Raw genomic sequence first — 22872 nt, forward strand, 5'->3', positions numbered from 1 at the left:
CGCGACCCGCGACCCGCGGCCCCCGGCCGCCGCCGCGTCAGCGCCGGTCCGCCCGCGCCAGCGCCCGGTCCGCGAGCGTCAGCACGCTGAGCAGCACGCCGACGCCGAGCATCACCCACGCGAGCACGTGCAGGTCCGGGGTGGTCGGGGCCTGCCCGAACACCCCGCCGATCAACGAGGACGCCGCGATCGCGCCGATGTAGATGCTCGTGCGCGAGAGCCCGGCCGCCGTGCCGATGTACTCCGAGGGCACCACCCTGTACAGCGCCGCCTGGTTCGACACCGATGCCAGCGCCTGCGGCACCCCGAACAGCGCCGGTACGACGAGCAGGAGCACGAGCGGCGACCCGGCGTGCAGCAGGAGCAGGAGCCCGGCGCCCACCAGGGGGACGAGCGCCGCGACGACGAGCGGCCGGCGGACGGCGGTGCGTCGGGCGACCATGAACGACACCACCCCGGCGACGACGGCTGCCGGGAGCTGCAGGTACCCGGCGACGTCGCTCGGGTAGCCCGCGACGTCCTGCACCCACTGCGAGAACCCGTACGTCATCGTGTAGGCGAGCAGGTAGGTCAGGAACAGCCGCGCGTAGGTGCGGGACAGCGCGCCGTTCCGGACGAGCAGGCGGACGTCGACGAAGGGCTTCGTTGCGCGCAGCTCCCAGAGCACGAGCGCCACGAGCAGCACGACGGCGACCGCGAGCAGCCACCAGAGTCCGGCGCCGAGGTCGAGCAGGAACACCAGGAGCGCCGACACCGTGCCGGTCATGAGCACCATGCCGAGCGGGTCGAGCGCGGTCCGGACCGGCAGCTGCTCGGCGTCACGGGGTCGGAGCCGGTCGGACGGCAGCCACATCGCGGCGACGACGAGGCCGAACACGGCGAGCGGGACGTTCACCAGGAAGATCGCGTGCCAGCCGAACGCCGCGATCAGTGCGCCGCCGAGGGGCGGTCCGGCCGCAGCGGAGACCAGCGAGGTGATCGAGAGCGCCCCGAGCACGAGCGGCGGTGTCGGCTTCCCGATCCTGGCGGAGTGCTGCCGCAGGGTGGTGAGGGCGGCCGGGTACGCCGACGACGTCCCGATCCCGATCAGCACCCGTGCGGCGACCGCCCCGCCGAACCCGGTCAGCACCTCGGGCACGACGCCGGCGACGCCGACGATCACGAGTCCGGTGAGGAAGACCTTCTTCGGGCCGAACCGGTCGGCGAGCTTACCCATCGTCGGCTGCGCGACCGCGCTCGCCAGGTAGAGCGCGGCGACGAGCCAGATCGCCTGCGAGGCACCGATGCCGAGGTCGCGGGAGATCGGCGCGAGGGCGACGGACACCATCGTCGTGTTGATCGGGTTGAGCAGCGGACCGACCAGGACGGGGACGAGGAGCTTCGGGCCGAAGCCGCTGCCGCCGGTGGTGCCGGCGTCGGGGACGGTCGGGACGGGGGAGGTCGACGTGGACGTGGTGGGCTTCTTCCTGGGGTCAGTCGTCGGTGAGCGGCGTGAGGATCACGAGGGCGCGCGCGACCGTCACCCGGTCCTCGTCGGGCAGCGCGGCGAGACGGTCCGCGAGCACCCGGGTCCGGGTGGTCCACGCGTCGGCGCGGGCTCGGGAGCCCGTCTCCGTGGCCCGGACGAGCGTGCGGCGGCCGTCCGTCGGGTCGGGGCGACGCTCGGCGAGCCCGAGGTCGACGAGGGCCTGCACGGTCGCGCCCATCGACTGCGGGCGGACCCCCTCGGCGCGCGCGAGGTCGGCGACGGTGCTCTCGCCGTGGCGCAGGAGCCGACCGAGCGCGGCGGTCTGGGACGCGGTGACCTCGTCGGCCTTCCCGGCGAGCAGCGTGCGGCGGATGCGACCGTGCAGGGTCAGCAGGTCGTCCGCGAGCGTGTCGATCGGTTCCATGGTGGAACAGTACGACTGAACAGGGCACCTTGCAAGGTTGCCTTCTGATCAGATGGCGCCGACCCCTCGTTGCTCGCCCGGATGCGCGACCACCGCGACCACCGCGGCCACCGCGACCACCGCGACCACCGCGACCAGCTGACGGGCCGGGGCGGACGAGGCGGAACGTGCGCCGCGCCTCCCGGCCGTCCCGTCAGCGGGTGGTGAGGGTCGTGACGAGGTGTTCCTGCACGTACCCGATCCAGTCGTAGACGTCGCGCAGGCCGAGGCCGGCGTCCCCGGAGGACGGGGCCTCCTCCGACGCGGCGTCGGTGATGCCGAGCCGCTCCGCGATCGTCAGCCGCAGGTCGGTGAGGCACCGGAGCCAGGCCTGCTCGTCCGGCGGGGTCATCGCACCGTCCCGCGCACCGGTCAGCCAGTCGTGCACGACGTCGGCGTTCGCGGTCTTCTGGGTGAGCAGGTCCGCCTGCGTCCAGCGGCGGAACTCGTCGCTCGCCTCGGTGTCCGACGGGTAGGCGTCCGGGAACATCCGCGCGGCGACGGGGTCGGACGCGAGGTCGCCGGCGAGCACCTGCTGCAGCTGTTCGGTGAGCGACGTGAGGACGGCGCGCTCGCCCTCGGACATCGCGAGGTGCACGCCGTCCTGGCGCCGGTTGAAGGGGATCACGCGTGCGGTCCCGCCGCGCGGTCGACGGTGGCCTGCAGGCCGTAGCCGTGCATGGCCTCGACGTGGCGCTCCATGGCCTCGCGGGCGCCGGTCGCGACGATCGCCCGGCCGTCGTCGTGCACCTGGCGCATGAGTCGCTCGGCCCGGGCGTGCGAGAAGCCGAAGTAGCTCTGGAAGACGTAGGTGACGTAGGACATCAGGTTCACCGGGTCGTCCCAGACCACGGTGACCCACGGCACGTCGAGGCGCGCGGCGAGGTCGGTGCGCTCCTCGACGTCGGGGCTGATCAGCGTCATGCGTCGACGGGGATGCTCGGGTGCATGTCCCCAAGGGTGACACGAACGTGCGCGCTCGGTACGATCGACGGGTCGCGACTGGCGTTGGATGGGTCACCATCGGGGAGCGGCACCTGACACGGAGCGCGGCCGTACGCCTGGGCCGCGCCCACCCGTCCACCTCGTCGCGTCCGCGCGGCGACTCAGACAACGAGGAGTCCCGTGTCCATCACCGATCTGACGCCTGCCACCGCGCAGTCCACGTTCAACGCCCCGCTCGCCGAGGTCGACCCCGAGATCGCCGCCGTGCTGCAGAACGAGCTCGGCCGCCAGCGCGACACCCTCGAGATGATCGCGTCCGAGAACTTCGTCCCGCGCGCCGTCCTCGAGTCGCAGGGCTCCGTCCTGACGAACAAGTACGCCGAGGGCTACCCGGGCAAGCGCTACTACGGCGGCTGCGAGTTCGTCGACGTCGCCGAGCAGCTCGCCATCGACCGCGCGAAGGCCCTGTTCGGTGCCGCCTACGCGAACGTGCAGCCGCACTCCGGCGCGAGCGCGAACGCCGCGGTGCTGCACGCCATCGCCTCCGCCGGGGACACGATCCTCGGCCTCGAGCTCGCCCACGGCGGTCACCTGACGCACGGCATGAAGCTCAACTTCTCCGGCCGCATCTACAACGCGGTGTCCTACGGCGTCGACCCGGAGACGTTCGAGGTCGACTACGACGACATCCGTGCGAAGGCCATCGAGCACCAGCCGAAGGTCCTCATCGCCGGCTGGTCGGCGTACCCCCGCCAGCTCGACTTCGCGAAGTTCCGCGAGATCGCGGACGAGGTCGGCGCGACGCTCTGGGTGGACATGGCGCACTTCGCCGGGCTCGTCGCCGCGGGCCTGCACCCGTCGCCCCTGCCGCATGCCCACGTCGTGTCGTCGACGGTGCACAAGACGCTCGCCGGTCCCCGCTCGGGCATCATCCTGTCCAACGAGGAGTCGCTCTTCAAGAAGCTGAACTCCGCGGTGTTCCCGGGCCAGCAGGGCGGTCCGCTCATGCACGTGATCGCCGCGAAGGCCACCGCGTTCCTGCTCGCCGGCCAGCCGGAGTTCAAGGACCGCCAGGAGCGCACGCTGCGCGGTGCTCGTCTGCTGGCGGACCGGCTCACGCAGCCCGACGCGAAGGCCGCCGGCATCGACGTCCTCACCGGTGGCACCGACGTGCACCTGGTGCTCGTCGACCTCCGTGCGTCCGAGGTCGACGGCAAGCAGGCCGAGGACCTGCTGCACGAGGTCGGCATCACCGTGAACCGCAACTCCGTCCCCTTCGACCCGCGCCCGCCGATGGTCACCTCCGGTGTCCGCATCGGCACCCCGGCGCTGGCGACCCGCGGCTTCGGCGACGCCGAGTTCACCGAGGTGGCCGACATCATCGCGCTGACGCTCATGCCGAACCCGGACATCGAAGCGCTCTCGGCGCGGGTGAAGGCCCTGACCGACGCGTTCCCCCTCTACGCGTGAGCGCCGCGCTCCCACGTGAGCGCTGGGCGGGGGAGGGCAGTGCCGTCCGCATCGACGGCACCGCCCTCGCCGCGCGCACGCTCGACGACCTGAAGGTCCGCATCGACCGCCTGCACGACCACGGGTTCCGGCCCGGGCTCGGCACGATCATGGTCGGCGCGAACCCGGGGTCGGTGTCGTACGTCGCCGGCAAGCACAAGGACTCGGCACAGATCGGGCTCGACTCGGTCCGCATCGACCTCCCGGAGACCGCTTCGGCTGCCGACATCCGTGCCGCGATCCTGCAGATGAACGACGACCCCCGGGTCACCGCGTTCATCGTGCAGCTCCCGCTGCCGCAGGGCATCGACCCGATCCCGATGCTCGAGCTGATGAACCCGGCGAAGGACGCCGACGGCCTGCACCCGACGAACCTCGGTGAGCTCGTGCTCGCCGTGCCCGGTGGCGCCGGCACGATCGACGCCCCGCTGCCGTGCACCCCGCGGGGCATCGTCGCGATGCTCGAGGCCTACGACGTCCCGATCCGCGGGCAGCACGTGACGATCATCGGCCAGGGCCTGACGGTCGGTCGTCCGCTCGGCCTGCTGCTCACCCGGCTCGAGGCGACCGCCACCCTCACGCACTCGCTGACCGAGGACGTCGCCGCCGAGTGCCGTCGCGCCGACATCATCGTCGCCGCGGCCGGGGTCGCCGGGCTCGTGCAGCCGGACTGGGTCAAGCCGGGTGCCGCGGTCATCGACGTGGGCATCAGCCGCATCGTCTCCCCGGAGACGGGCAAGGCGAAGCTGCGCGGCGACGTCGACCCCGCCGTGGCGTCGGTCGCCGGGTTCCTGTCGCCCACGCCGGGCGGGGTCGGGCCGATGACCCGCGCGATGCTCATGAAGAACGTCGTCGAGGCCGCCGAGCGCCACCTGCGGTAGCGCGACCCCGGTCGACCGAGACTCGGCCAGGCGGACACTGCGTCCCCTGTGCAGGACGAAACTGTCCGCTCGGCCGAGTCTCGGTGTGCGGCTTCGGACGGGAGGCGCGGATCACCCCCGCCACGCGCCTCCAGCGGTGCTACGGTCACGCCATGGGGGACGAACGACAGCTGACCGAACCGGTGCTGCGCCCGCGGCCCGAGCCGTCGCAGCTCACGAAGGACGCCCGCTGGCTGGTCCTCATCGTGGTGCTCTGCGTCCTGTTCCAGCAGCCCGGGTCGAGCTGGAGCACGACCTTCGTCCACGCCGGGCAGGAGTTCGACTTCCGGTCGTCGCCGGCCCTCGGGACGACGCTCCTGACCGTCGGCATCGCCCTCGTCGGGTTCGCCGTCGCGGTCGCCCGCCGAGGCGCGAGCCGGTTCGACGAGCACACCGTGATGGGACTCACCCTCGCCGGCGTGCTCGGTGTCACCGTGGCGGTGTGGCTGCTCATGCCCGTGCAGACGGCGTGGGTGCAGTGGGCCGTCGAGCACGGTCGGACGCACCCGTTCGTGCTCGGGAACGTCGTCGAGACGACGCGGTACGCCGACTACGGAGGCTGACCGGCGGGCCGCTGACCGCTGACCGCTGACCGGCGGGCCGGTCGCTCGTGGCCGTGCAGCGCTCGCTGCAGACCGTCCTGCTCCCGCACAACGAGAAGCGGGGGGGGGGGCGCCCGGGGGGGGGGGGGGGGGGGGGGGGGTTGGGGGGGGGGGGGGGGGGGGGCGCCCCGCCCCCCCCCCCCCCCCCGCGGGGCGCCCCCCCCCCGCGCCCCCCCCCCCCCCCCCCGCTTCCGGTTGTGCGGAAGCGCGAGGCGCCGCGCGCGGCGCCTCGCGCTGCCGCGCGTCAGTCGCGCCGGGCGCCCTGCGCGGCGTGCACCGTGAACACGGTGGGCTCGCGGTACCCGGCCGAGGCGAAGGCGGACGTGACGGCGTCCGTGATCGCGCCACGGGCCTCCCGGTCGACCAGTGCGATCGCCGCACCGCCGAAGCCGCCACCGGTCATGCGCGCGCCGACAGCGCCGTGCGTCATCGCCGTCTCGACCGCCAGGTCGAGCTCCGGCACCGAGATCTCGAAGTCGTCGCGCATCGACGCGTGCGAGGCGACGAGCAGTTCGCCGATCGCGCGCGGACCCTGCTCGCGGAGTGTGCGCACCGTGTCGAGGACGCGCTGGTCCTCGGTCACGATGTGCCGGACCCGTCGGAAGGTCTCGTCGTCGAGGAGTTCCTGTGCGCGGGGCAGATCCTCGACGGCGACGTCGCGGAGTGCTTCGACGCCCATGGCCGCCGCGCCGCGCTCGCACGAGTCGCGCCGGGCCTTGTAGCCGCCCGTCGCGTGCGCGTGCTCCACGCGGGTGTCGATGACCAGGACCTCGAGCCCGTTGGCCTCGAGCGCGAGGTCGACCACGGCGGTGTCGAGTGTGCGGCAGTCGAGGAAGACGACCGCGTCCTGCTCACCGAGCAACGAGGCGGACTGGTCCATGATGCCGGTCGGGGCGCCGACGGCGTGGTTCTCGGAGTACTGCCCGACGCGGGCGAGTGCCTTGCGGTCGAGGCCGAGCTCCCACAGGTCGGTGAAGGCGAGCGCGACGCCGCACTCGATCGCGGCGCTCGACGACAGGCCGGCGCCGACCGGGACGTCCGACTCGATGAAGACGTCGAAGCCGGTCTTGTCGGACAGGTCGGCTCCGGCCTGCTCGCGGAGCGCCCAGGCGATGCCGAACACGTAGGCAGACCAGCCCTCCATGTTCTCCGGTGACAGCGCGTCGAGCGAGAGCTCGTGCACCGTGTCGGGCTCGAAGGCCGACGCGACCCGGATCAGTCGGTCGTCGCGCTGCGCGATCGACGCCACCGTCCGGCGGTCGATCGCGAACGGCAGCACGTAGCCGTCGTTGTAGTCGGTGTGCTCACCGATCAGGTTGACGCGGCCGGGAGCGGAGTACCGCACCGCCGGCTCGTACCCGTAGACCTGCTGGAACGTCATGCGCGTTCGATCCCTCCTCGGATGAACTCGGCCGCCTTCTCGGGCACGAGGTCCCCGATCCAGGCGCCCATGGCGGCCTCGCTGCCGGCCAGGAACTTGAGCTTGTCCGCCGCGCGACGCGGGGACGTGATCTGCAGCATGAGCCGCACGGTGTCGCGCGCGGTGTGCACCGGCGCCTGGTGCCACGCGGCGATGTACGGCGTCGGGGTGTCGTAGAGCGCGTCGAGCCCGCGGGTGAGCCGCAGGTGCATGTGCGCCAGCTCGTCCTTCTCGGCGTCGGTCAGGCCGGCGAAGTCGGGGACGTGCCGGTGCGGCAGCATGTGGATCTCGATCGGCCAGCGTGCTGCGAACGGCACGAAGGCGGTGAAGTGCTCGCCCTGCAGCACCACGCGCTCGGAGGCGCGCTCATTCGCGAGGTGCTGCTCGAACAGGTCGGGACCGAAGCGCTCGATCGACGCGAGGAGCCGCTGCGTGCGGGGCGTGACGTACGGGTACGAGTAGATCTGCCCGTGCGGGTGGTGCAGCGTGACGCCGATCGCCTCGCCCCGGTTCTCGAACGGGAACACCTGCTGGATGCCGGGCATCGCCGACAGCGCCGCGGTGCGGTCCGCCCAGGCCTCGACCACGGTGCGGGCGCGTGACTCGCTGATGGAGGCGAACGAGCCGCTCGTCTCGGGGGAGAAGCACACGACCTCGCAACGACCGACGCTCCGGAGCTGGCGGTTGAGCCCGACGTCGGACAGCGATTCGAGCGACTCCGGGCCGTCCTCGGCCTCGAGCAGGGGTCCGAACGAGGGCGAGCGGTTCTCGAACACCGCGACGTCGTAGCGGCTCGGGATCTCCGACGGGTTCGCGGCGGTCTGCGGCGCGAGCGGGTCCTGGTCGGCCGGCGGCAGGAACACGCGGTTCTGCCGGCTCGCCGCGATGGACACCCACTCGCCGGTCAGGACGTCCTGCCGCATCCGAGCCGTCTCCGGTCGGGGGTCGAGGACACGCTGGTCGATGCTGCGCTCGGCGGGCAGCTGCGTGTCGGCGTCGTCGAAGTAGATGAGCTCGCGGCCGTCGGCGAGCGTCGTCACGCGCTTGGTGATCACCGACCCACCCTACCGCGCTCGTGAAGCGTTGCGAAAGGTTCCGTAAGTGCGCGAAACTCGTGCCGTGGACGACGACCTCTCCTTCCTCGCCGGGTCGCTGCCCGCGCCGCTGCGGCAGGACCGCATCGTCTCCATCGTCGAGGGCGCGCCCGGGCTGGTCCGGACCGCCGCCCTCGCGGCGGCGCTGGGCACGAGCGAGGTGACCGTCCGCCAGGACCTCGCCCTGCTCGACCAGGAGGCCCGCATCCGGCGGGTGCGCGGCGGTGCGGTCCGCCTCGGGGTCGGTTCCACCGAGCGCCCCTTCGAGGAGACCGCCGTCGAGCACCAGGTGGCGAAGGCCGCGATCGGCCGCGCTGCGGCCGACCTGGTCCGGTCGGGGCAGTGCGTCGTGCTCGACGTCGGCACCACGCCCGCGGCGGTCGCGGAGGCCCTGGTGGCGCGGTCCGACCTGGTCGACGTCACCGTCGTCACCAACTCGCTCACCACCGCACTCGCGCTCGAGCGGGCGGTCCCGCGCTTCACCGTCGTCGTCACCGGAGGCACCCTCCGGCCGCTGCAGCACTCCCTCGTCGCGCCGTTCATGGGCGCCGTGCTGCCGATGATCGCCGCCGACCTGGTGTTCCTCGGGGGGACGGGACTCGACGTCGGGCACGGCCTGACGAACGTGAACCTGCCCGAGACCGAGGCGAAGCGGATGCTCGCCGCCGCGGCCCGGCGTACCGTCGTGGTGGCGGACGGCTCGAAGTTCGGCCGGGCCCACCTCGGTGTCGTCCGTCCGCTCGAGGACATCGACGTCGTCGTCACCGCCGGGGTCACGGCGGACGCGGTCGCTCCGATCCGGGCGGCCGGCGTCGAGGTGGTCGTGGCGGACGAGGACGGCCGTGCAGCACCAGACGGAAGGAAGTCGCAGCCATGACAGCAGCAGCACCCACCGGAGCGCAGTACCACCTCCGGCACGCAGGACCGGACGGGGTCGTCGAGGCCGTCGTCACCGAGGTCGCCGCGGGGATCCGGGAGCTCCGGGTCGCCGGGTTCGACCTGACCGAGCCGTTCCCGGTGACGTCGCTGCCGCCGGGCGCCGACGGCATCGTGCTCGTGCCGTGGCCGAACCGCGTCGCCGGTGCCGTCTGGGAGCTCGACGGGAAGCGGCAGCAGCTGGACGTCTCCGAGCCCAAGTACGGCAACGCCTCGCACGGGCTGCTGCGGTTCTCGCCGTACCGCGTGGTGTCGCAGACCGAGTCGTCGATCGAACAGCAGGCGACGATCCACCCGCAGCACGGCTGGCCCTTCACGCTCGAGACCCGCGTGCACCACGAGCTCGTCGACGACGGGGTCCGAGTGACCCACACCATCGTCAACCGCTCCGGCGTCCGCGCTCCGTTCGCGGTCGGCGCCCACCCGTACCTGCGTGCGGGTGACACCCCCGCCGAGGACCTCGTCGTCACGCTCGACGCCGCCACGGCGTTCACGGTCGACGAGCACAAGATCCCGGACGGCACGGTGTCCGTCGAGGGCACGCCCTACGACCTGCGGTCGGGACGTCGCGCCGGGGACGCCGACCTCGACACCGCGTACCGGGACGTCGCCGCCGACGAGCACGGCGTCCGGCGCACGACGCTGCACGGTCCGGAGGGCGACGGCGTCGAGCTCTGGCAGGACGAGTCGTTCCCGTACGTGCAGGTCTTCACGTCCCGCGAGTTCCCCCGCGGCGACGGCACCGGGCTCGCCGTGGCGGTGGAACCGATGACCGCGCCCGCGAACGCCCTGAACTCCGGCGAGGGCCTGCGCTGGCTCGAGCCCGACGAGTCGTGGACCGGCACCTGGGGAATCCGCCGCGTCTGGTCCTGACCGAGTCGGGCGGGTGTTCGGGCCCGAGTCTCGTGTTCACCGACGCTTCGCGCGCTCCGGGGCCCGCGATCCGTCGCCCAGCGCGAGACTCGGCCATGCGCGGGCCGGCCACCGGGACACGACGAAGGCCGCCCCGTCCGGGGCGGCCTTCGTCGCTCGTGCTTCCGGTGCGTCAGGCGCGGCGCATGCGCAGCGCCTCGACCGCGAGGGACTCGGTGCCGTAGCGCCCGATCTCCTGCGCCCAGGCCGGGTCGTCGCCGCGCAGGGCCGTGTACTCCTTGCCCTGCCGGCACACGTAGCCGAGGACGGCGGTGGCGGTGGCGACCTCGACGAAGTCGGTGCGGATGTGCCGCGTGGTGACGCGGGCGTTCCGACGGAGGGTGTCGAGGAGGAGCTGGTTGCTCATCGTGGTGTTCGTCGCTGCGGCGAGCTCGACGATGCGGCGCGCGTCACCGGTGGTGCTGGCCTGCGTGGCGTCGATGGGCTCGGTCACGGTGTACCCCGTTCGTTCTCTGGTGCTGCGGTGCTGTTCGGTCCGTGGATCAGGACCGGGAACGACACTATCGGCGCTGTGCAGGCAAACCGCTGAACAGGGTCTGGACTGTGCACAAGACGCACCATGAACATCCTGTGACGGAGTTGTACCCCGGTAGGCGTCTCACGAAGGAGGAGGTGGGCCCCGTGGGGCTCGAACCCACGACCCTCGGATTAAAAGTCCGGTGCTCTACCAACTGAGCTAGAGGCCCTCACCCGCAAGGCTAGCGGGTGAGGGCCTCCAGACGAGAACCAGTGCTGTCGGTCAGCTGCGGCGCCCGGTGAGCGTCCGCAGGAGCCACATGACCACCGCGATGACGAGCAGCACGATGCCGACCCACAGCAGGAACTTGAGGCTCGCGGTGAAGCCACCGACGAACAGCAGGACGACCGCGATCACGGCCAGGATGACGAGCAGGGCGTTCATGGAGTCTCCTCTTCTCAACGTCCGGGAGGAGTGCCTCCCTGCCGGAGCACGGTACCCGTGCGCGCCCCGTTGCGTTCGTGGCGAACGGGGGACGTGGGCGTCGGCGGCCGCGCCTACACTCGCCGGGTGCCTCGCGATCACCACCGTCCCGTCCACTTCACCGACCAGGAGTTCGCTGCGATCCAGGGCGGCGAGGACCCGGCACTGGTGAACCGTGTCGCGCACGAGACGGCGAACGCGCTGCTCCACCGCGTGCGGCAGGACCCGGACCCGGCGGTGGTCGAGCGTCTCGTGACGTACACGGACGTGCACGGCATCGATGCGATCGCCGAGCTGTGGGCCCGCGTGGGCGCGCACACGCTCCCGGGGGCACTGTGGCGCATCTACCTGGTGCGGGTCGTCATCCGGCAGAACCCGGAGGAGATCGCGTACTTCTTCGAGCGGGGCACGGAGCGGATCGGCACGATCGACGAGGCCGTCGCGGGTGCCGAGCAGCCGACGGGTCCTGCGGAGATCCTGACCCTGGCGGACCACATCCTGCACGGCCTCTACACGGGGGACCTCGCGGTGGCGCTCGACCGCGGCGCGGCGTTCTGCCGGCTGACCGCGGCGGGCGCGACCTCGGTGGCGGACGACGCCGACCTGACCGCGGGGGACCGCGCGAGCGAGCTGACGCGTCGGGCGCTGCGCTTGACGGAGCTCGCGGCCGACCTGACCGAGGCGGCAGCGCTCTGGCGTCGCGACAGCCTGGACTGAGCGAGGGGCGGGGCGGATCGACGCCGCGCCTCCAGACCGGCTACCGCCCACGCCGGATCGCGCCCCCGCTCGGACGTCACACGCCTGAGCACACGGGGCGACGTCCGGGCGAGGGCGGGGCGCAGCGACAGACCGCGACGGCGGACGGCGACGAGCAGGGCCTGCGACGGTGGACGGCCTGACCCGACCGCCCCCGGACATGCGAAGACCGGGCCGCAGAAGCGCCTCTCGGCGCGAGGCCGCTCGAAGCGGCGAATTTTGGAGCCCGGGGCTTGCTGCGGCCCGGCGAGATCGATCCTACGAGACACGTGCTGTGCACGTGGCCGTGTTCACTCTCGGTGGACACGTTGCGCGGTCGGGCGCGTCACGGACACACGCAGCCGCAGCGCACGCAGCCGCAGCACACGCAGCCGCAGCGCACGCAGCCGCAGTACGCGCAGCCGCAGTACGCACGGCCGCGCAGACGTCCCAAGCGCACAACCGCGCATCCGCACCCTGCACACCGGGCGGACGCGCAGCAGGCGACCAGCAGACACGAGCCGAACACAGTTCCTGCACCCGGGACGGGCACGTCGCCCAATCCGCTCGGGCGACGGTGCCGAACAGTTGGTGTGACGCTCCTCGCGGACGTCACAGCGAGGGCCCGCTCGACCCGGTCCGGTACCCGCCGGTCAATTCCCTGCGGGTCGTGCGGCCCTCGCCCAGACTCCACCGCCGCGAGGATCCGAACCACCCGAACCCGACCTGCGAAGTGATTGCACATGTCGGAACCGATGCCACCGAGAGGGGGGAAACCTGCAATGCTTGCGCTCGTGGAACACGACACCGAGGCCTGGAGCTCCACCGAGCCCACCCCCGTGTCGCCTGACGATCTGCTCGCCCGCGTCGCCTCCGGCGACCAGGCAGCCTTCTCCGACCTCTACGACGCCCTGTCGGGTCGTGTGCTCGGTCTGGTGACGCGACTCCTGAAGGACCGCGCCCAGTCCGAGGAGGTCACGCAGGAGGTCTTCCTCGAGGTGTGGCAGCAGGCCACCCGCTTCGACCGTTCGCGCGGCACCGCCGCCAGCTGGGTCCTCACCATGGCCCACCGACGAGCGGTCGACCGGGTCCGGGCATCGCAGGCGTCGCACGACCGGGACACCAAGATCGGCATCCGCGACCTGGAGTCCGGTTTCGACCAGGTCTCCGAGTCGGTCGAGATCCGGATCGAGCACGAACGCGTCAGCCGCGCGCTCGCCAAGCTCACCGAGTTCCAACGCCAGGCGGTGCAGCTCGCGTACTACGGCGGCTACTCGCACAGCGAGATGGCCGAACGGCTCGGTGTCCCGATCGGCACCGTCAAGACCCGTCTCCGTGACGGGATGATCCGACTCCGAGACGAGATGGGGGTGACGTCATGACCGAACGCCACGACGACCCTGCCCTGCTCACCGGGTCGCACGCCCTGGACGCCCTCTCGGACGACGAGCGCGCGCTCCTCGAGCACGCTCTGACGACGTCGCCGGAACTGCAGGCCGAGACGGACTCGCTCCGCGAGACCGCGCTGCAGCTCGCGTACGCCGTCGAACCGATCGACCCTCCGGCGTCGCTCAAGGCGTCGCTGATGGCACAGATCGCACGGACCCCGCAGGCCGCGCCGACGGACCGCACGGCGCCGGTCGCCGGCCTGGAGGCTCCGCTCGCCTCCGCCCCGTCGCCCGCGCCCGTCGTCGGAGCAGCTCCCGCCCCGGCGCCGGTCGCCGAGACCGGGAACGTCATCGGGCTCGGAGCGGCTGACGCCGCCGGGTACGCCGACGGTGCGGCATCCGCGAAGGCCCGCCGCCGCTGGTTCCAGCGTCCGGCAGCCGCGCTGTCCGCCGCAGCCGCCGTCGCCGTGGTGTTCCTCGGTGTCGGGCTCGGCGTCGGCACGAACTTCGGCCAGACCGAGGGGACCAGCCCCGGGACCACGCAGGCCTCCGGCACGCTCGACTCGATCTACGCCGCGTCCGACTTCCAGCGCACGACCGCGAAGGTCCCCGGTGGGGGCTCCGCGACCGTGGTCTGGTCGCACGACGTGGGCAAGTCCGCGGTGATCCTCGACGGCGTCGAGCAGGCGCCGCAGGGCAAGACGTACGAACTCTGGTACATCGGCTCCGAGGGTGGCGAGATCGTCCCCGCCGGTCTGGTCGACAGCGCCCGCAACGGCGTGCACACCGCGGTCCTCGACGGCAAGCTCACGCCGGGTGCGGCGATCGGCATGACGGTCGAGCCGGAGGGCGGTTCCGACCAGCCGACCTCGACGCCGCTCATGGCCGTCCCCACGACCCAGGCGTAGCACCGGCCCACCCGGACGGCGGGCAGCGGACCATCCGCTGTCCGCCGTTCGTCCGTGCGGGGCAGCGGAGTGCACGACGAAGGCCCGGTGCGGTCCATGGCGGACGTGCACCGGGCCTCCAGGCCGACCGTCAGGAGACGGACCGGGCGCCGATCACCCGAAGCGACCCGAGACGTAGTCCTCGGTCGCCTGCACCGACGGGTTCGAGAAGATCGTCGCGGTGTCGTCGAACTCGATGAGCTTGCCGGGCGCACCGGTCCCCGCGATGTTGAAGAACGCGGTCTTGTCGCTGACGCGCGACGCCTGCTGCATGTTGTGCGTGACGATCACGATCGTGAAGTCCTTCTTGAGCTCCTCGATCAGGTCCTCGATGGCGAGGGTCGAGATCGGGTCGAGCGCCGAGCAGGGCTCGTCCATGAGCAGGACGTCCGGCTGCACGGCGATCGCCCGGGCGATGCAGAGCCGCTGCTGCTGCCCACCGGACAGGCCCATGCCGGGCTTCTCGAGGCGGTCCTTGACCTCGTTCCACAGGTTCGCGCCCTGCAGCGAGCGCTCGACGACGTCGTCGGCCTCGGACTTCGAGACGCGCTTGTTGTTGAGCTTCACGCCGGCGAGCACGTTGTCGCGGATCGACATCGTGGGGAACGGGTTCGGACGCTGGAACACCATGCCGACCTGCCGGCGGACGAGCACGGGGTCGACGCCCTGGCCGTAGAGGTCGTCGCCGTCGATCTTGACGGAGCCCTCGACGTACGCGCCGGGGATGACCTCGTGCATGCGGTTCAGGGTGCGGAGGAAGGTGGACTTGCCGCAGCCCGACGGGCCGATGAAGGCGGTGACGGTGCGGGGCTCGATCGTCATGTCGACGCCCTCGACGGCCTTGAACTTCGAGTAGTAGACGTTGAGGCCGTCGACCTCGATGCGCTTGGACACGTGGTTTCCTCCGGGGTGGGTGGTCGTTGCCGCTCCGCTGACGCGGTGCGCGGGCGGGCCGTGCTGGCCGATGCTGTCGGCCGGAGCGCGGGCGCTCGGTGCTAGCGGGGGAGCTTGGGGGCGAAGAGTCGGGTGATGAACCGGGCGAGCAGGTTGAGCACCATGACGATGAGGATGAGCACGAGTGCCGCGGTCCAGGCCCGGTCGACGAACGGCACCGGGTTGGCGCCCTGCTGCGAGTACTGCGTGTAGGCGAACACCGGCAGCGTCATCATCGGGTCCTTGAACAGGTCGTAGTTCATGCTCGCGGTGAAGCCGGCCGTCACGAGCAGCGGCGCGGTCTCACCGATGACGCGCGCGATCGACAGCATGACGCCCGTGGTGATGCCGGCGAGGCTCGTCGGCAGCACCACCTTGAGGATCGTCAGGTACTTCGGCACGCCGAGTGCGTAGGACGCCTCGCGGAGCTCCATCGGGACGATCTTCAGGACCTCCTCGGTGGAGCGGACGACCACGGGGATCATCAGCACGCTCAGGGCGATCGAGCCGACGAGACCGAAGCGGGCACCGGGGCCGAGGAACAGCGCGAACAGCGAGTAGGCGAAGAGACCGGCGACGATGGACGGGATGCCCGTCATGACGTCGACGAAGAAGGTGATGCCCTTCGCCAGGGCGCCCTTGCCGTACTCGACCAGGTAGATCGAGGTGAGCAGGCCGATCGGCACGGAGATCAGCGCGGCGAACAGCGTGATCTCGAGCGTGCCGACGAGGGCGTGCAGTGCGCCGCCGCCCTCGGAGATGACGCCGCGCATCGACGAGTTGAAGTACTCGGCGTCGAAGCGGGCCAGGCCGTCGGCCAGGACCGTCCAGAGCAGCGACACCAGCGGCAGCACCGCGATGACGAAGGCCGTGACCACCAGCGAGGTGATCAGCCGGTCGACCGCCTTGCGTCCGCCCTCGACGATGCGCGAGACGACGACGATGAGCACGTCGAACAGGACGGTGCCGAGGAACAGGGCGGCGACGACGTTGAAGTCCTTCACCGCACCGCCCGCGTTCAGCAGGGCGAAGACCGCGACCAGGGCGACCCAGGAGCCGACGAGGAGGAGCCACGGCACGGACTTGTGCAGCTTGCCGTTGGCGTAGACGTTGCCGGCGGTGCCGGTCTGACGGAGGGCGAGGGACATCGGGCGTGACCTCTCAGGAGACCCGCTTGCGCACGATGTAGCGCGCCAGCATGTTGATGACCAGGGTGATGACGAAGAGGATCAGGCCCGACGCGACCAGTGCGTTCAGGGCCGTGCCCGACGCCTCGGCGAACTGCAGGGCGATGTTCGCCGCGATCGTCGAGGGGTTGAGCGACGTCAGCATCTGGAAGGTGACGTTCGTCGAGACCGACAGCACGAGGGCGATCGCCATCGTCTCGCCGAGCGCACGACCGAGGCCGAGCATGATCGCCGAGACGATGCCGGACTTCGCGAACGGCAGGACGGACAGGCGGATCATCTCCCAGCGCGTGGCGCCGAGGGCGAGCGCGGCCTCCTCGTTGAGGGTCGGCGCCTGCAGGAAGATCTCGCGCATGACCGCGGTCATGATCGGGATCGCCATCACCGCGAGGACGATCGACGCGGTCAGGATCGTGCGGCCGGTACCGGACACCTGGCCGGAGAACAGCGGGAACCAGCCGAGGTACTCGTTGAGGAAGCCGTAGAACGGCTTGAGGAGCGGCGCGAGGACCACGATGCCCCAGAGGCCGTAGACGACCGACGGCACCGCGGCCAGCAGGTCGATGACGTACCCGAGCACCGGCGCGATGCGGCGCGGTGCGTAGTGCGAGATGAAGAGCGCGATGCCGAGGGAGAGCGGGACGGCGATCACGAGCGCGATGAGTGCCGAGTAGACGGTGCCGAAGACGAGCGGACCGACGTAGACCCAGAAGTTCGAGGCGTTGTTCGGCAGCTCACCGACCTTCGCCGAGAAGGCCGGGAGGCTCTGCCACACCAGGAAGGCGGCGACGAGCACGAGCACGAAGAGGATCAGGCTGCCGGCGACCACCGAGGCGGTCGAGAACACCCGGTCGCCGACGCGGACGACGGCCTTCGGCTTGGCGGGGGAGACGGTGGCCCCTGGCTGGGCCGGTGCGGTCGTCATGGGACTCCTGTCGGAGGGGAGGCCGGGCTCGTGGAGGAGCGGCCGGGGGAGGCGACGGGGTGGTGCTGGTGAGGCCGGGCGCAGCCGGTGGTGCTGGTGCTGCGTCCGGGCCGGACGGGCGAGAACCCGGACGCCGGTCGAGGTGGGTGGGACCGGCGTCCGGGTGCTCAGCGGGCCTTACTTGATGGAGGCGACGGCCTTCGCGGCCTTCTCCGACAGGTCGGAGGAGAGGGCGGCCGACTTGGCCTCCTTCGCGGCGGCCTCCTGCGCGTCCTGCGTGACGACGTAGTCGAGGTAGCCCTTCACGAGCGCACCCTTGTCGGCGTCCTTGTACTCCTGGCAGGCGATCGCGTAGGAGACGAGGACCAGCGGCCACGCACCCTCGGCGGTGTCCTTGCGGTTGATGTCGATCGCGAGGTCGTTCTCCTCACGGCCCGAGACCGTCTCGGAGTCAGCGACGACCTTGGCAGCACCCTCGGCCGAGATCTCGGTGGCCTTGTCGCCGACCATGAGCTTCGCCTTGTCGAGGTCACCGGCGCCCGAGTCGTCGATGTAGGTGATGGCGTTCGAGGCGCTGGCCATCGCCGAGGCGACGCCCGAGGTGCCCTTGGCCGAGTCGCCGACCTGGTAGGGGAAGGTCTGGCTGGGCTCTTCGGTCCAGACGTCCGACGCGTTCGCCGAGACGTACTCGGAGAAGTTCTGCGTGGTGCCCGAGTCGTCCGAGCGGTGGATCACGGTGATGTTCGAGTCCGGCAGGTCGACGCCCTTGTTCAGGTCGGCGATCTCCGAGGCGTTCCACTTGGTGATCTTGCCCGAGAAGATGCCCGCGATGGTCTTCGCGTCGAGCGTCAGGTCGGAGACGCCGTCCACCTTGTAGGCGATGGCGATCGGGGAGATGTAGACCGGGATGTCGATGGCCTTGTCCGTGCACAGGTCGAACGAGCCCGAGAGCTCCTCGTCCTTCAGTGCAGCGTCGGAGCCGGCGAAGTCCGCGGCACCCGAGATGAAGTTCTTGCGACCTGCGCCGGAGCCGTCCGGCGAGTAGTTGACCGTCACGCCGGAGGCGACGTTCTGGAAGTTCGCAGCCCAGGTGGCCTCAGCGGTCTGCTGCGCCGACGAGCCGGAGCCGGTCAGCGTGCCCGAGAGCTTCGAGTAGTCGGTGCCCGAGCTCGAGGTCGGCGCTGCGGTGTCGCCGCTGCCGCTCTCGTTCGCCGCGCAGGAGGACAGCACGACGGCGCCGGCGATCGCGATCGCTGCGATCGAACCGATTCGCTTGATGTTCAACAGGGGTCCCTTCGGGAATGTCAGTGCAGGCGGGACCGCTGCTGGTCCCTCGGGCCGGTGCTGACCCGGGAGCGACTGTAGGGACGCGAGGTGACGGGGATGACGCTCCTCGGTGAACGGGAGGTGAACGAGGGGTTCTCCCGGCTCGGGGGCCGGACGACCGAGCCGTGGTGGGTGCAGGATCGGGTCACCGTGCGTGGGTGAGACCCATGCAGGTGCATCGGTTCGTGCGGCGGCGGCGCGGGTCGGATCGCCGCGCCGAGCGCCGGTCCGAAGGGTCTCCGTCGTGGCCTGTCCGGAGGCGTGACTCACCACCGTCGCGGAGCCCGGCCTGGAGGCGCGGCTCGCCGCCGCCACGGCGCTCACGGCCGGTGGCCGTGCTCCACTGGGCTGGACTGAGCTGGGCTGGACTGGGCTGCGCTGGACGGGCACGGCACTGCCGGACCGGTACGCGGAGCGCTGGTCACCGAGCAGGCGGTCGTCTACGCCCCGCGCGAATCAGGCCGGGACGGTGTTGCGGTGCGTCTCGACGGCGACGAGCTTCTCGCCCGCGATGTGGAGCACGGCGAAGTCCCCAACCGAGAGCATCGCGGCGCGGCGCAGGTCGAAGCGACGACGGTCGTCCGCGGTCGCGGAGGCGATGCGGGCGATGATGTCCGGCAGCACCGGACCGTGGGAGCAGAGCACCGCGGACTTGGCCTTCGCGATCCGCTTCTGCACGACGCCCTTGACGTCTGCGGCTCCGCGGTCGTGGGCGTCCTGGCTGATGTCCGTCGTGCTGGAGACACCGACCTTCGTGCGCGCGGAGAGCGGCTCGACGGTCGCGAGGCACCGCGCCGCCGTACTGCTGACGATCTTCTTCGGACCGAACGCCGCGACGGGTGCTGCGACGGCCTTGGCCTGGGACCGTCCGACCGGCAGCAGCGGGCGGGTGGCGTCGGGGCCGTCCCAGTCCGAACCGGGCACGGTCTTCGCGTGCCGGAGGGCGATCAGCGCGAAGGTCCGGTGCTCACCGGCGGCGACGCGGTCGGCGAACTGGTCGAGGATCGCAACGTCGCGCTCGTACGTGAGCCGTGCCCGTGCCTGGTCGACGGTCACCCACTCGATCGCGGCGACCTCGTCGTTCGGACGGAACTTGCCCGCGCGGTCGTACTCCTTCGAGCCGACGCGGGCGGCCCAGTAGTGCACGACCTTGTCGCGACCGCTCGGGAGCACGTACTCCGCCGTGCCGAGCGGCGCCCCGAGGTGCACGCGGTACCCGGTCTCCTCGTCGATCTCCCGGACGGCGGTCGTCGGGATGCTCTCGCCGGGGTCGACCTTGCCCTTCGGCAGGGAGACGTCCTGGTGGTGGTCCCGGTGGACGAGGAGCACCAGCGGTACTCCGTCCCGTTCACGCCAGACGACCGCGCCCGCCGCGACGACGGGCCCCGTGGGGCCGCCGCTCACCGAGCCGAACGCTTCCGGGCCGAGATCTTCCGCATGAGCACATTCTGCACGTCGTCGAGCGGGCGGCCGTCCGGGTCGGTGGAGCGGCGCGTCCACTCGCCGTCGGACTCGAGGTGCCACGAGCTCGTCGTCTCCGCCATCGCCAGGTCGAACATCTCCTCGACCTCGGCCACGTGTGCCGGGTCGGTGAGCCGGACCAGAGCCTCGACGCGACGGTCGAGGTTGCGGTGCATCATGTCCGCCGAGCCGATGAACACCAGCGGGTCGCCGTCGTTGTGGAACGTGAAGGCCCGCGAGTGCTCGAGGTACCGGCCGACGACGCTCCGGACGCGGATCGTCTCGCTGACGCCTTCGATGCCCGGCTTCAGCGAGCAGATGCCGCGCACCCACACGTCGACGGGCACACCGGCCTGGCTCGCCAGGTAGAGGGCGTCGATGATCTGCTCGTCGACCATCGAGTTGACCTTGATCCGGATGCCGGACGGCTTGCCGGCGCGGGCGTTCGCGGCTTCGGTCTGGATCCGCTTCACCAGACCCTTGCGCAGGTGCAGCGGTGCAACGAGCAGGCGCTTGAACTTCTTCTCGATCGCGTAGCCCGACAGCTCGTTGAACAGGCGGGTGAGGTCCTTGCCCACCGTGTCGTCCGCGGTGAACAGCCCCATGTCCTCGTAGATGCGGGACGTCTTCGGGTTGTAGTTGCCGGTACCGATGTGGCTGTAGTGCTTGAGCGTGCCACCCTCCTGCCGGATGACGAGCACGAGCTTCGAGTGCGTCTTCAGTCCGACCAGGCCGTACACGACGTGCACACCGGCCTTCTCGAGCTTGCGCGCCCAGGTGATGTTGTTCTGCTCGTCGAACCGCGCCTTGATCTCGACCAGGGCCAGGACCTGCTTGCCCGCGGCGGCGGCGTCGATCAGGGCCTCGACGATCGGGCTGTCGCCGGACGTGCGGTACAGCGTCTGCTTGATCGCCAGGACGTTCGGGTCGGCGGCCGCCTGCTCGAGGAACGCCTGCACGCTCGTCGCGAAGGACTCGTACGGGTGGTGCACGAGGACGTCGCGCGAGGCGATGGCGCGGAACAGGTCGGGCTTCGTGTTCGGCTCACCCGGCTGGAACTGGACCGGCGTCGTCGGGACGTGGCGCGGGTAGTGGAGGTCCGGGCGGGCGATCTTCGCGATCTCGAACAGCCCACCGAGGTCGAGCGGCGACGGCAGCCGGAAGACCTCCTGCTCGGTGATGTCGAGCTCGCGCACGAGCAGGTCGAGGGTCACCGGGTCCATGTCCTCGGTGATCTCGAGCCGGATCGGCGGGCCGAAGCGGCGACGGAGCAGCTCGCGCTCGAGCGCCTGGATGAGGTTCTCGGCCTCGTCCTCCTCGATCTCGACGTCCTCGTTGCGGGTGACGCGGAAGACGTGGTGCTCGAGGACCTCCATCCCCGGGAACAGGTCGTCGAGGTGGTTCGCGATGAGGTCCTCGAGCGGGATGAAGCGCATGCGCCCGGATCCGTCGTCGGGCAGCGCGATGAAGCGGGAGAAGTTCTGCGGCACCTTGAGGCGCGCGAACTCCTGCCGCTGGGACTTGGGGTTGCGGACCCGGACGGCGAGGTTCAGCGACAGCCCGGAGATGTAGGGGAAGGGGTGCGCCGGGTCGACCGCGAGCGGCATGAGCACCGGGAAGATCCGCTCGTTGAAGTACTCACGCATGCGCAGCCGGTCGGCCTCGTCGAGGTCGGACCAGTGCTCGACGTGGATGCCCGCGGCGTCGAGGTCGGGCTTCAACGACTCGATGAAGGCGGCGGCGTGCCGGTCCTGGAGCTCGTGCGCCTTCGCCGCGATGTCGCGCAGCACGTCGCTCGGTGCTCGCCCGACGTTGGTCGGGACCGCGATCCCGGTGTCGATGCGACGCTTGAGGCCCGCGACGCGCACCATGAAGAACTCGTCGAGGTTGGACGCGAAGATCGCCAGGAAGTTGGCGCGCTCGAGGAGTGGCTGCGTGCGGTCCTCACCCAGCTCGAGCACGCGCTGGTTGAAGCGGAGCCAGCTCAGCTCGCGGTCGAAGTAGCGGTCCGAGGGCAGCGACTCGTGCTCGATCTCGACGACCTCGTCGAAGTCGTCGAGGTCGGGAGCGACGGATTCGCCGTCGAGCTGCGGTTCGGTGTCCATGCCGACATCCTGCCACCAGCCCCCGCTGCCCGGAGGAGCACAGGTGGCCGCTGTGGAAACGGAGCGTGAACGACCCGCCTGTGCAGGGGCGTCTGCCTGTCGCGCCGGTCGTACCCCTCGAAGTGGGGGAGGAAACGTCACGATATACGGACGGTGACATTGCCGGGCTTCGCGGGTATGGTGGGCGGCGTTCAGGCCTCCGGGGGGATTCCACTGCGCGGGGGTGCAGGTACGAAGAGAATGAGGTTGACCATGTCGCGTGTCCTTTCCACCGAGCAGGCGAAGTCCGCCATCCGACAGATCCAGTCCATCGTGAACGGCGGCTTCACGGACCAGATCTCGCAGCTCGACGCCCAGGGGCGCATCCTGTCCGACTCGAACGTGTGGGACGGCCCGCTCGCCTCGACGTTCCGTGGGTCGACCTGGCCCGAGACCAAGGCTGCCCTCGACAAGGCGAAGACCGAGCTCGAGCAGCTCCGCACGCAGCTCGACAAGATCTCGCAGGACATCTTCACCGCGGGTGGCGGCGCGTAAGCACCCACCCCACGCCCGGTCCACCGTCACGGTGGGCCGGGCGTTCGCGGTCGGGGGGCCGACCGCACCACGAAAACGACCAGAACGAGCTGCGACACATC

Annotated in this window: 23 protein-coding genes, 1 tRNA gene and 1 riboswitch; of the genes, 9 read left to right on the top strand and 15 right to left on the bottom strand. The window is 71.1% G+C overall.

Annotation, left to right across the window (positions count from 1 at the left end; genetic code table 11):
* Window positions 1-37: 37 nt before the first annotated feature.
* The 4 genes from ACIQFY_RS14510 to clpS all read right to left on the bottom strand — a co-directional run bounded on the left by ACIQFY_RS14510 (window position 38) and on the right by clpS (window position 2855).
* Window positions 38-1363, bottom strand: coding sequence for an MFS transporter (locus tag ACIQFY_RS14510; RefSeq protein ID WP_400340777.1), 1326 nt, complete (start codon window positions 1361-1363; stop codon window positions 38-40).
* A 109-nt stretch (window positions 1364-1472) separates the two neighbouring features.
* Window positions 1473-1892, bottom strand: coding sequence for a MarR family winged helix-turn-helix transcriptional regulator (locus tag ACIQFY_RS14515; RefSeq protein WP_251155247.1), 420 nt, complete (start codon window positions 1890-1892; stop codon window positions 1473-1475).
* A 193-nt stretch (window positions 1893-2085) separates the two neighbouring features.
* On the bottom strand, window positions 2086-2559 hold the full coding sequence (locus ACIQFY_RS14520; protein ID WP_400340692.1) for a DUF2017 family protein: 474 nt from the start codon (window positions 2557-2559) through the stop codon (window positions 2086-2088).
* Entirely contained in the window at window positions 2556-2855 is a 300-nt protein-coding gene (gene clpS, locus ACIQFY_RS14525; protein ID WP_400340693.1) for an ATP-dependent Clp protease adapter ClpS, read from the bottom strand. The genes ACIQFY_RS14520 and clpS overlap by 4 nt, the downstream gene beginning before the upstream one ends.
* Before the next feature lie 64 nt (window positions 2856-2919).
* Window positions 2920-3005, top strand: a riboswitch (ZMP/ZTP riboswitch).
* Window positions 3006-3056: 51 nt separating this feature from the next.
* On the opposite strand from clpS, the gene glyA reads away from it, so the two are divergent.
* The 3 genes from glyA (at window position 3057) to ACIQFY_RS14540 (ending at window position 5868) form a co-directional block, all read left to right on the top strand.
* Complete coding sequence (gene glyA, locus ACIQFY_RS14530) at window positions 3057-4346, top strand: serine hydroxymethyltransferase (protein WP_400340695.1); 1290 nt, start codon at window positions 3057-3059, stop codon at window positions 4344-4346.
* Complete coding sequence (locus ACIQFY_RS14535) at window positions 4343-5266, top strand: tetrahydrofolate dehydrogenase/cyclohydrolase catalytic domain-containing protein (protein WP_400340697.1); 924 nt, start codon at window positions 4343-4345, stop codon at window positions 5264-5266. Before glyA ends, ACIQFY_RS14535 begins: the two co-directional genes overlap by 4 nt.
* 152 nt (window positions 5267-5418) lie before the next feature.
* Window positions 5419-5868, top strand: a complete 450-nt coding sequence (locus ACIQFY_RS14540) for a hypothetical protein (protein ID WP_400340699.1) — start codon at window positions 5419-5421, stop codon at window positions 5866-5868.
* 283 nt (window positions 5869-6151) lie between these two features.
* Here the strand turns inward: ACIQFY_RS14540 and galK are convergent, their stop codons facing one another.
* Both galK and galT read right to left on the bottom strand, forming a co-directional pair.
* Window positions 6152-7288, bottom strand: a complete 1137-nt coding sequence (gene galK, locus ACIQFY_RS14545; protein ID WP_400340700.1) for a galactokinase — start codon at window positions 7286-7288, stop codon at window positions 6152-6154.
* Window positions 7285-8382, bottom strand: coding sequence for a galactose-1-phosphate uridylyltransferase (galT, locus tag ACIQFY_RS14550; RefSeq protein WP_251155251.1), 1098 nt, complete (start codon window positions 8380-8382; stop codon window positions 7285-7287). Before galT ends, galK begins: the two co-directional genes overlap by 4 nt.
* Window positions 8383-8446: 64 nt before the next feature.
* Here galT and ACIQFY_RS14555 point away from each other — a divergent pair, with 64 nt between their 5' ends.
* Window positions 8447-9298 (top strand): DeoR/GlpR family DNA-binding transcription regulator, encoded by an 852-nt coding sequence (locus tag ACIQFY_RS14555; RefSeq protein ID WP_066656748.1) that lies wholly within the window; start codon window positions 8447-8449, stop codon window positions 9296-9298.
* On the top strand, window positions 9295-10230 hold the full coding sequence (locus ACIQFY_RS14560; protein ID WP_326497027.1) for an aldose 1-epimerase family protein: 936 nt from the start codon (window positions 9295-9297) through the stop codon (window positions 10228-10230). The genes ACIQFY_RS14555 and ACIQFY_RS14560 overlap by 4 nt, the downstream gene beginning before the upstream one ends.
* 172 nt (window positions 10231-10402) lie before the next feature.
* Here ACIQFY_RS14560 and ACIQFY_RS14565 read toward each other — a convergent pair whose 3' ends face one another.
* The 3 genes from ACIQFY_RS14565 to ACIQFY_RS14575 all read right to left on the bottom strand — a co-directional run bounded on the left by ACIQFY_RS14565 (window position 10403) and on the right by ACIQFY_RS14575 (window position 11191).
* Window positions 10403-10723, bottom strand: coding sequence for a hypothetical protein (locus ACIQFY_RS14565; RefSeq protein ID WP_066656746.1), 321 nt, complete (start codon window positions 10721-10723; stop codon window positions 10403-10405).
* Between the two features lie 180 nt (window positions 10724-10903).
* Window positions 10904-10976: transfer RNA gene (locus tag ACIQFY_RS14570), tRNA-Lys, on the bottom strand.
* Window positions 10977-11029: 53 nt separating this feature from the next.
* Entirely contained in the window at window positions 11030-11191 is a 162-nt protein-coding gene (locus ACIQFY_RS14575) for a DUF2207 domain-containing protein (RefSeq protein ID WP_139197360.1), read from the bottom strand.
* Between the two features lie 126 nt (window positions 11192-11317).
* Between ACIQFY_RS14575 and ACIQFY_RS14580 the strand changes: the two genes are divergently transcribed.
* From ACIQFY_RS14580 to ACIQFY_RS14590, 3 genes are all read left to right on the top strand, one after another.
* Window positions 11318-11947 carry a DNA-directed RNA polymerase subunit beta gene (locus tag ACIQFY_RS14580; RefSeq protein ID WP_066658739.1) on the top strand — a complete coding sequence of 210 codons (630 nt, stop codon included), beginning with the start codon at window positions 11318-11320 and terminating at the stop codon, window positions 11945-11947.
* 800 nt (window positions 11948-12747) lie between these two features.
* Complete coding sequence (locus ACIQFY_RS14585) at window positions 12748-13347, top strand: sigma-70 family RNA polymerase sigma factor (RefSeq protein WP_066656745.1); 600 nt, start codon at window positions 12748-12750, stop codon at window positions 13345-13347.
* A complete protein-coding gene (locus tag ACIQFY_RS14590; RefSeq protein WP_400340703.1) occupies window positions 13344-14261 on the top strand; it encodes an anti-sigma factor domain-containing protein in 918 nt (305 codons plus the stop codon). Before ACIQFY_RS14585 ends, ACIQFY_RS14590 begins: the two co-directional genes overlap by 4 nt.
* A 153-nt stretch (window positions 14262-14414) precedes the next feature.
* Here ACIQFY_RS14590 and pstB read toward each other — a convergent pair whose 3' ends face one another.
* The 6 genes from pstB to ACIQFY_RS14620 form a co-directional block, all read right to left on the bottom strand.
* Window positions 14415-15194, bottom strand: a complete 780-nt coding sequence (pstB, locus tag ACIQFY_RS14595; protein ID WP_066656740.1) for a phosphate ABC transporter ATP-binding protein PstB — start codon at window positions 15192-15194, stop codon at window positions 14415-14417.
* A gap of 101 nt (window positions 15195-15295) precedes the next feature.
* On the bottom strand, window positions 15296-16381 hold the full coding sequence (pstA, locus tag ACIQFY_RS14600; protein ID WP_251155254.1) for a phosphate ABC transporter permease PstA: 1086 nt from the start codon (window positions 16379-16381) through the stop codon (window positions 15296-15298).
* Window positions 16382-16394: 13 nt separating this feature from the next.
* Window positions 16395-17345 (bottom strand): phosphate ABC transporter permease subunit PstC, encoded by a 951-nt coding sequence (pstC, locus tag ACIQFY_RS14605; protein WP_066656736.1) that lies wholly within the window; start codon window positions 17343-17345, stop codon window positions 16395-16397.
* A gap of 177 nt (window positions 17346-17522) precedes the next feature.
* Window positions 17523-18629, bottom strand: coding sequence for a phosphate ABC transporter substrate-binding protein PstS (locus tag ACIQFY_RS14610; protein ID WP_066656735.1), 1107 nt, complete (start codon window positions 18627-18629; stop codon window positions 17523-17525).
* Between the two features lie 498 nt (window positions 18630-19127).
* Window positions 19128-20075 carry an NUDIX domain-containing protein gene (locus ACIQFY_RS14615; RefSeq protein ID WP_400340706.1) on the bottom strand — a complete coding sequence of 316 codons (948 nt, stop codon included), beginning with the start codon at window positions 20073-20075 and terminating at the stop codon, window positions 19128-19130.
* Complete coding sequence (locus ACIQFY_RS14620) at window positions 20072-22237, bottom strand: RNA degradosome polyphosphate kinase (protein ID WP_066656733.1); 2166 nt, start codon at window positions 22235-22237, stop codon at window positions 20072-20074. The genes ACIQFY_RS14615 and ACIQFY_RS14620 overlap by 4 nt, the downstream gene beginning before the upstream one ends.
* 252 nt (window positions 22238-22489) lie before the next feature.
* On the opposite strand from ACIQFY_RS14620, the gene ACIQFY_RS14625 reads away from it, so the two are divergent.
* A complete protein-coding gene (locus tag ACIQFY_RS14625) occupies window positions 22490-22771 on the top strand; it encodes a hypothetical protein (protein ID WP_058740961.1) in 282 nt (93 codons plus the stop codon).
* The last annotated feature ends 101 nt before the right edge of the window (window positions 22772-22872 follow it).

This window comes from Curtobacterium sp. NPDC092190 (assembly GCF_044755625.1).
Taxonomy (GTDB): Bacteria; Actinomycetota; Actinomycetes; order Actinomycetales; family Microbacteriaceae; genus Curtobacterium.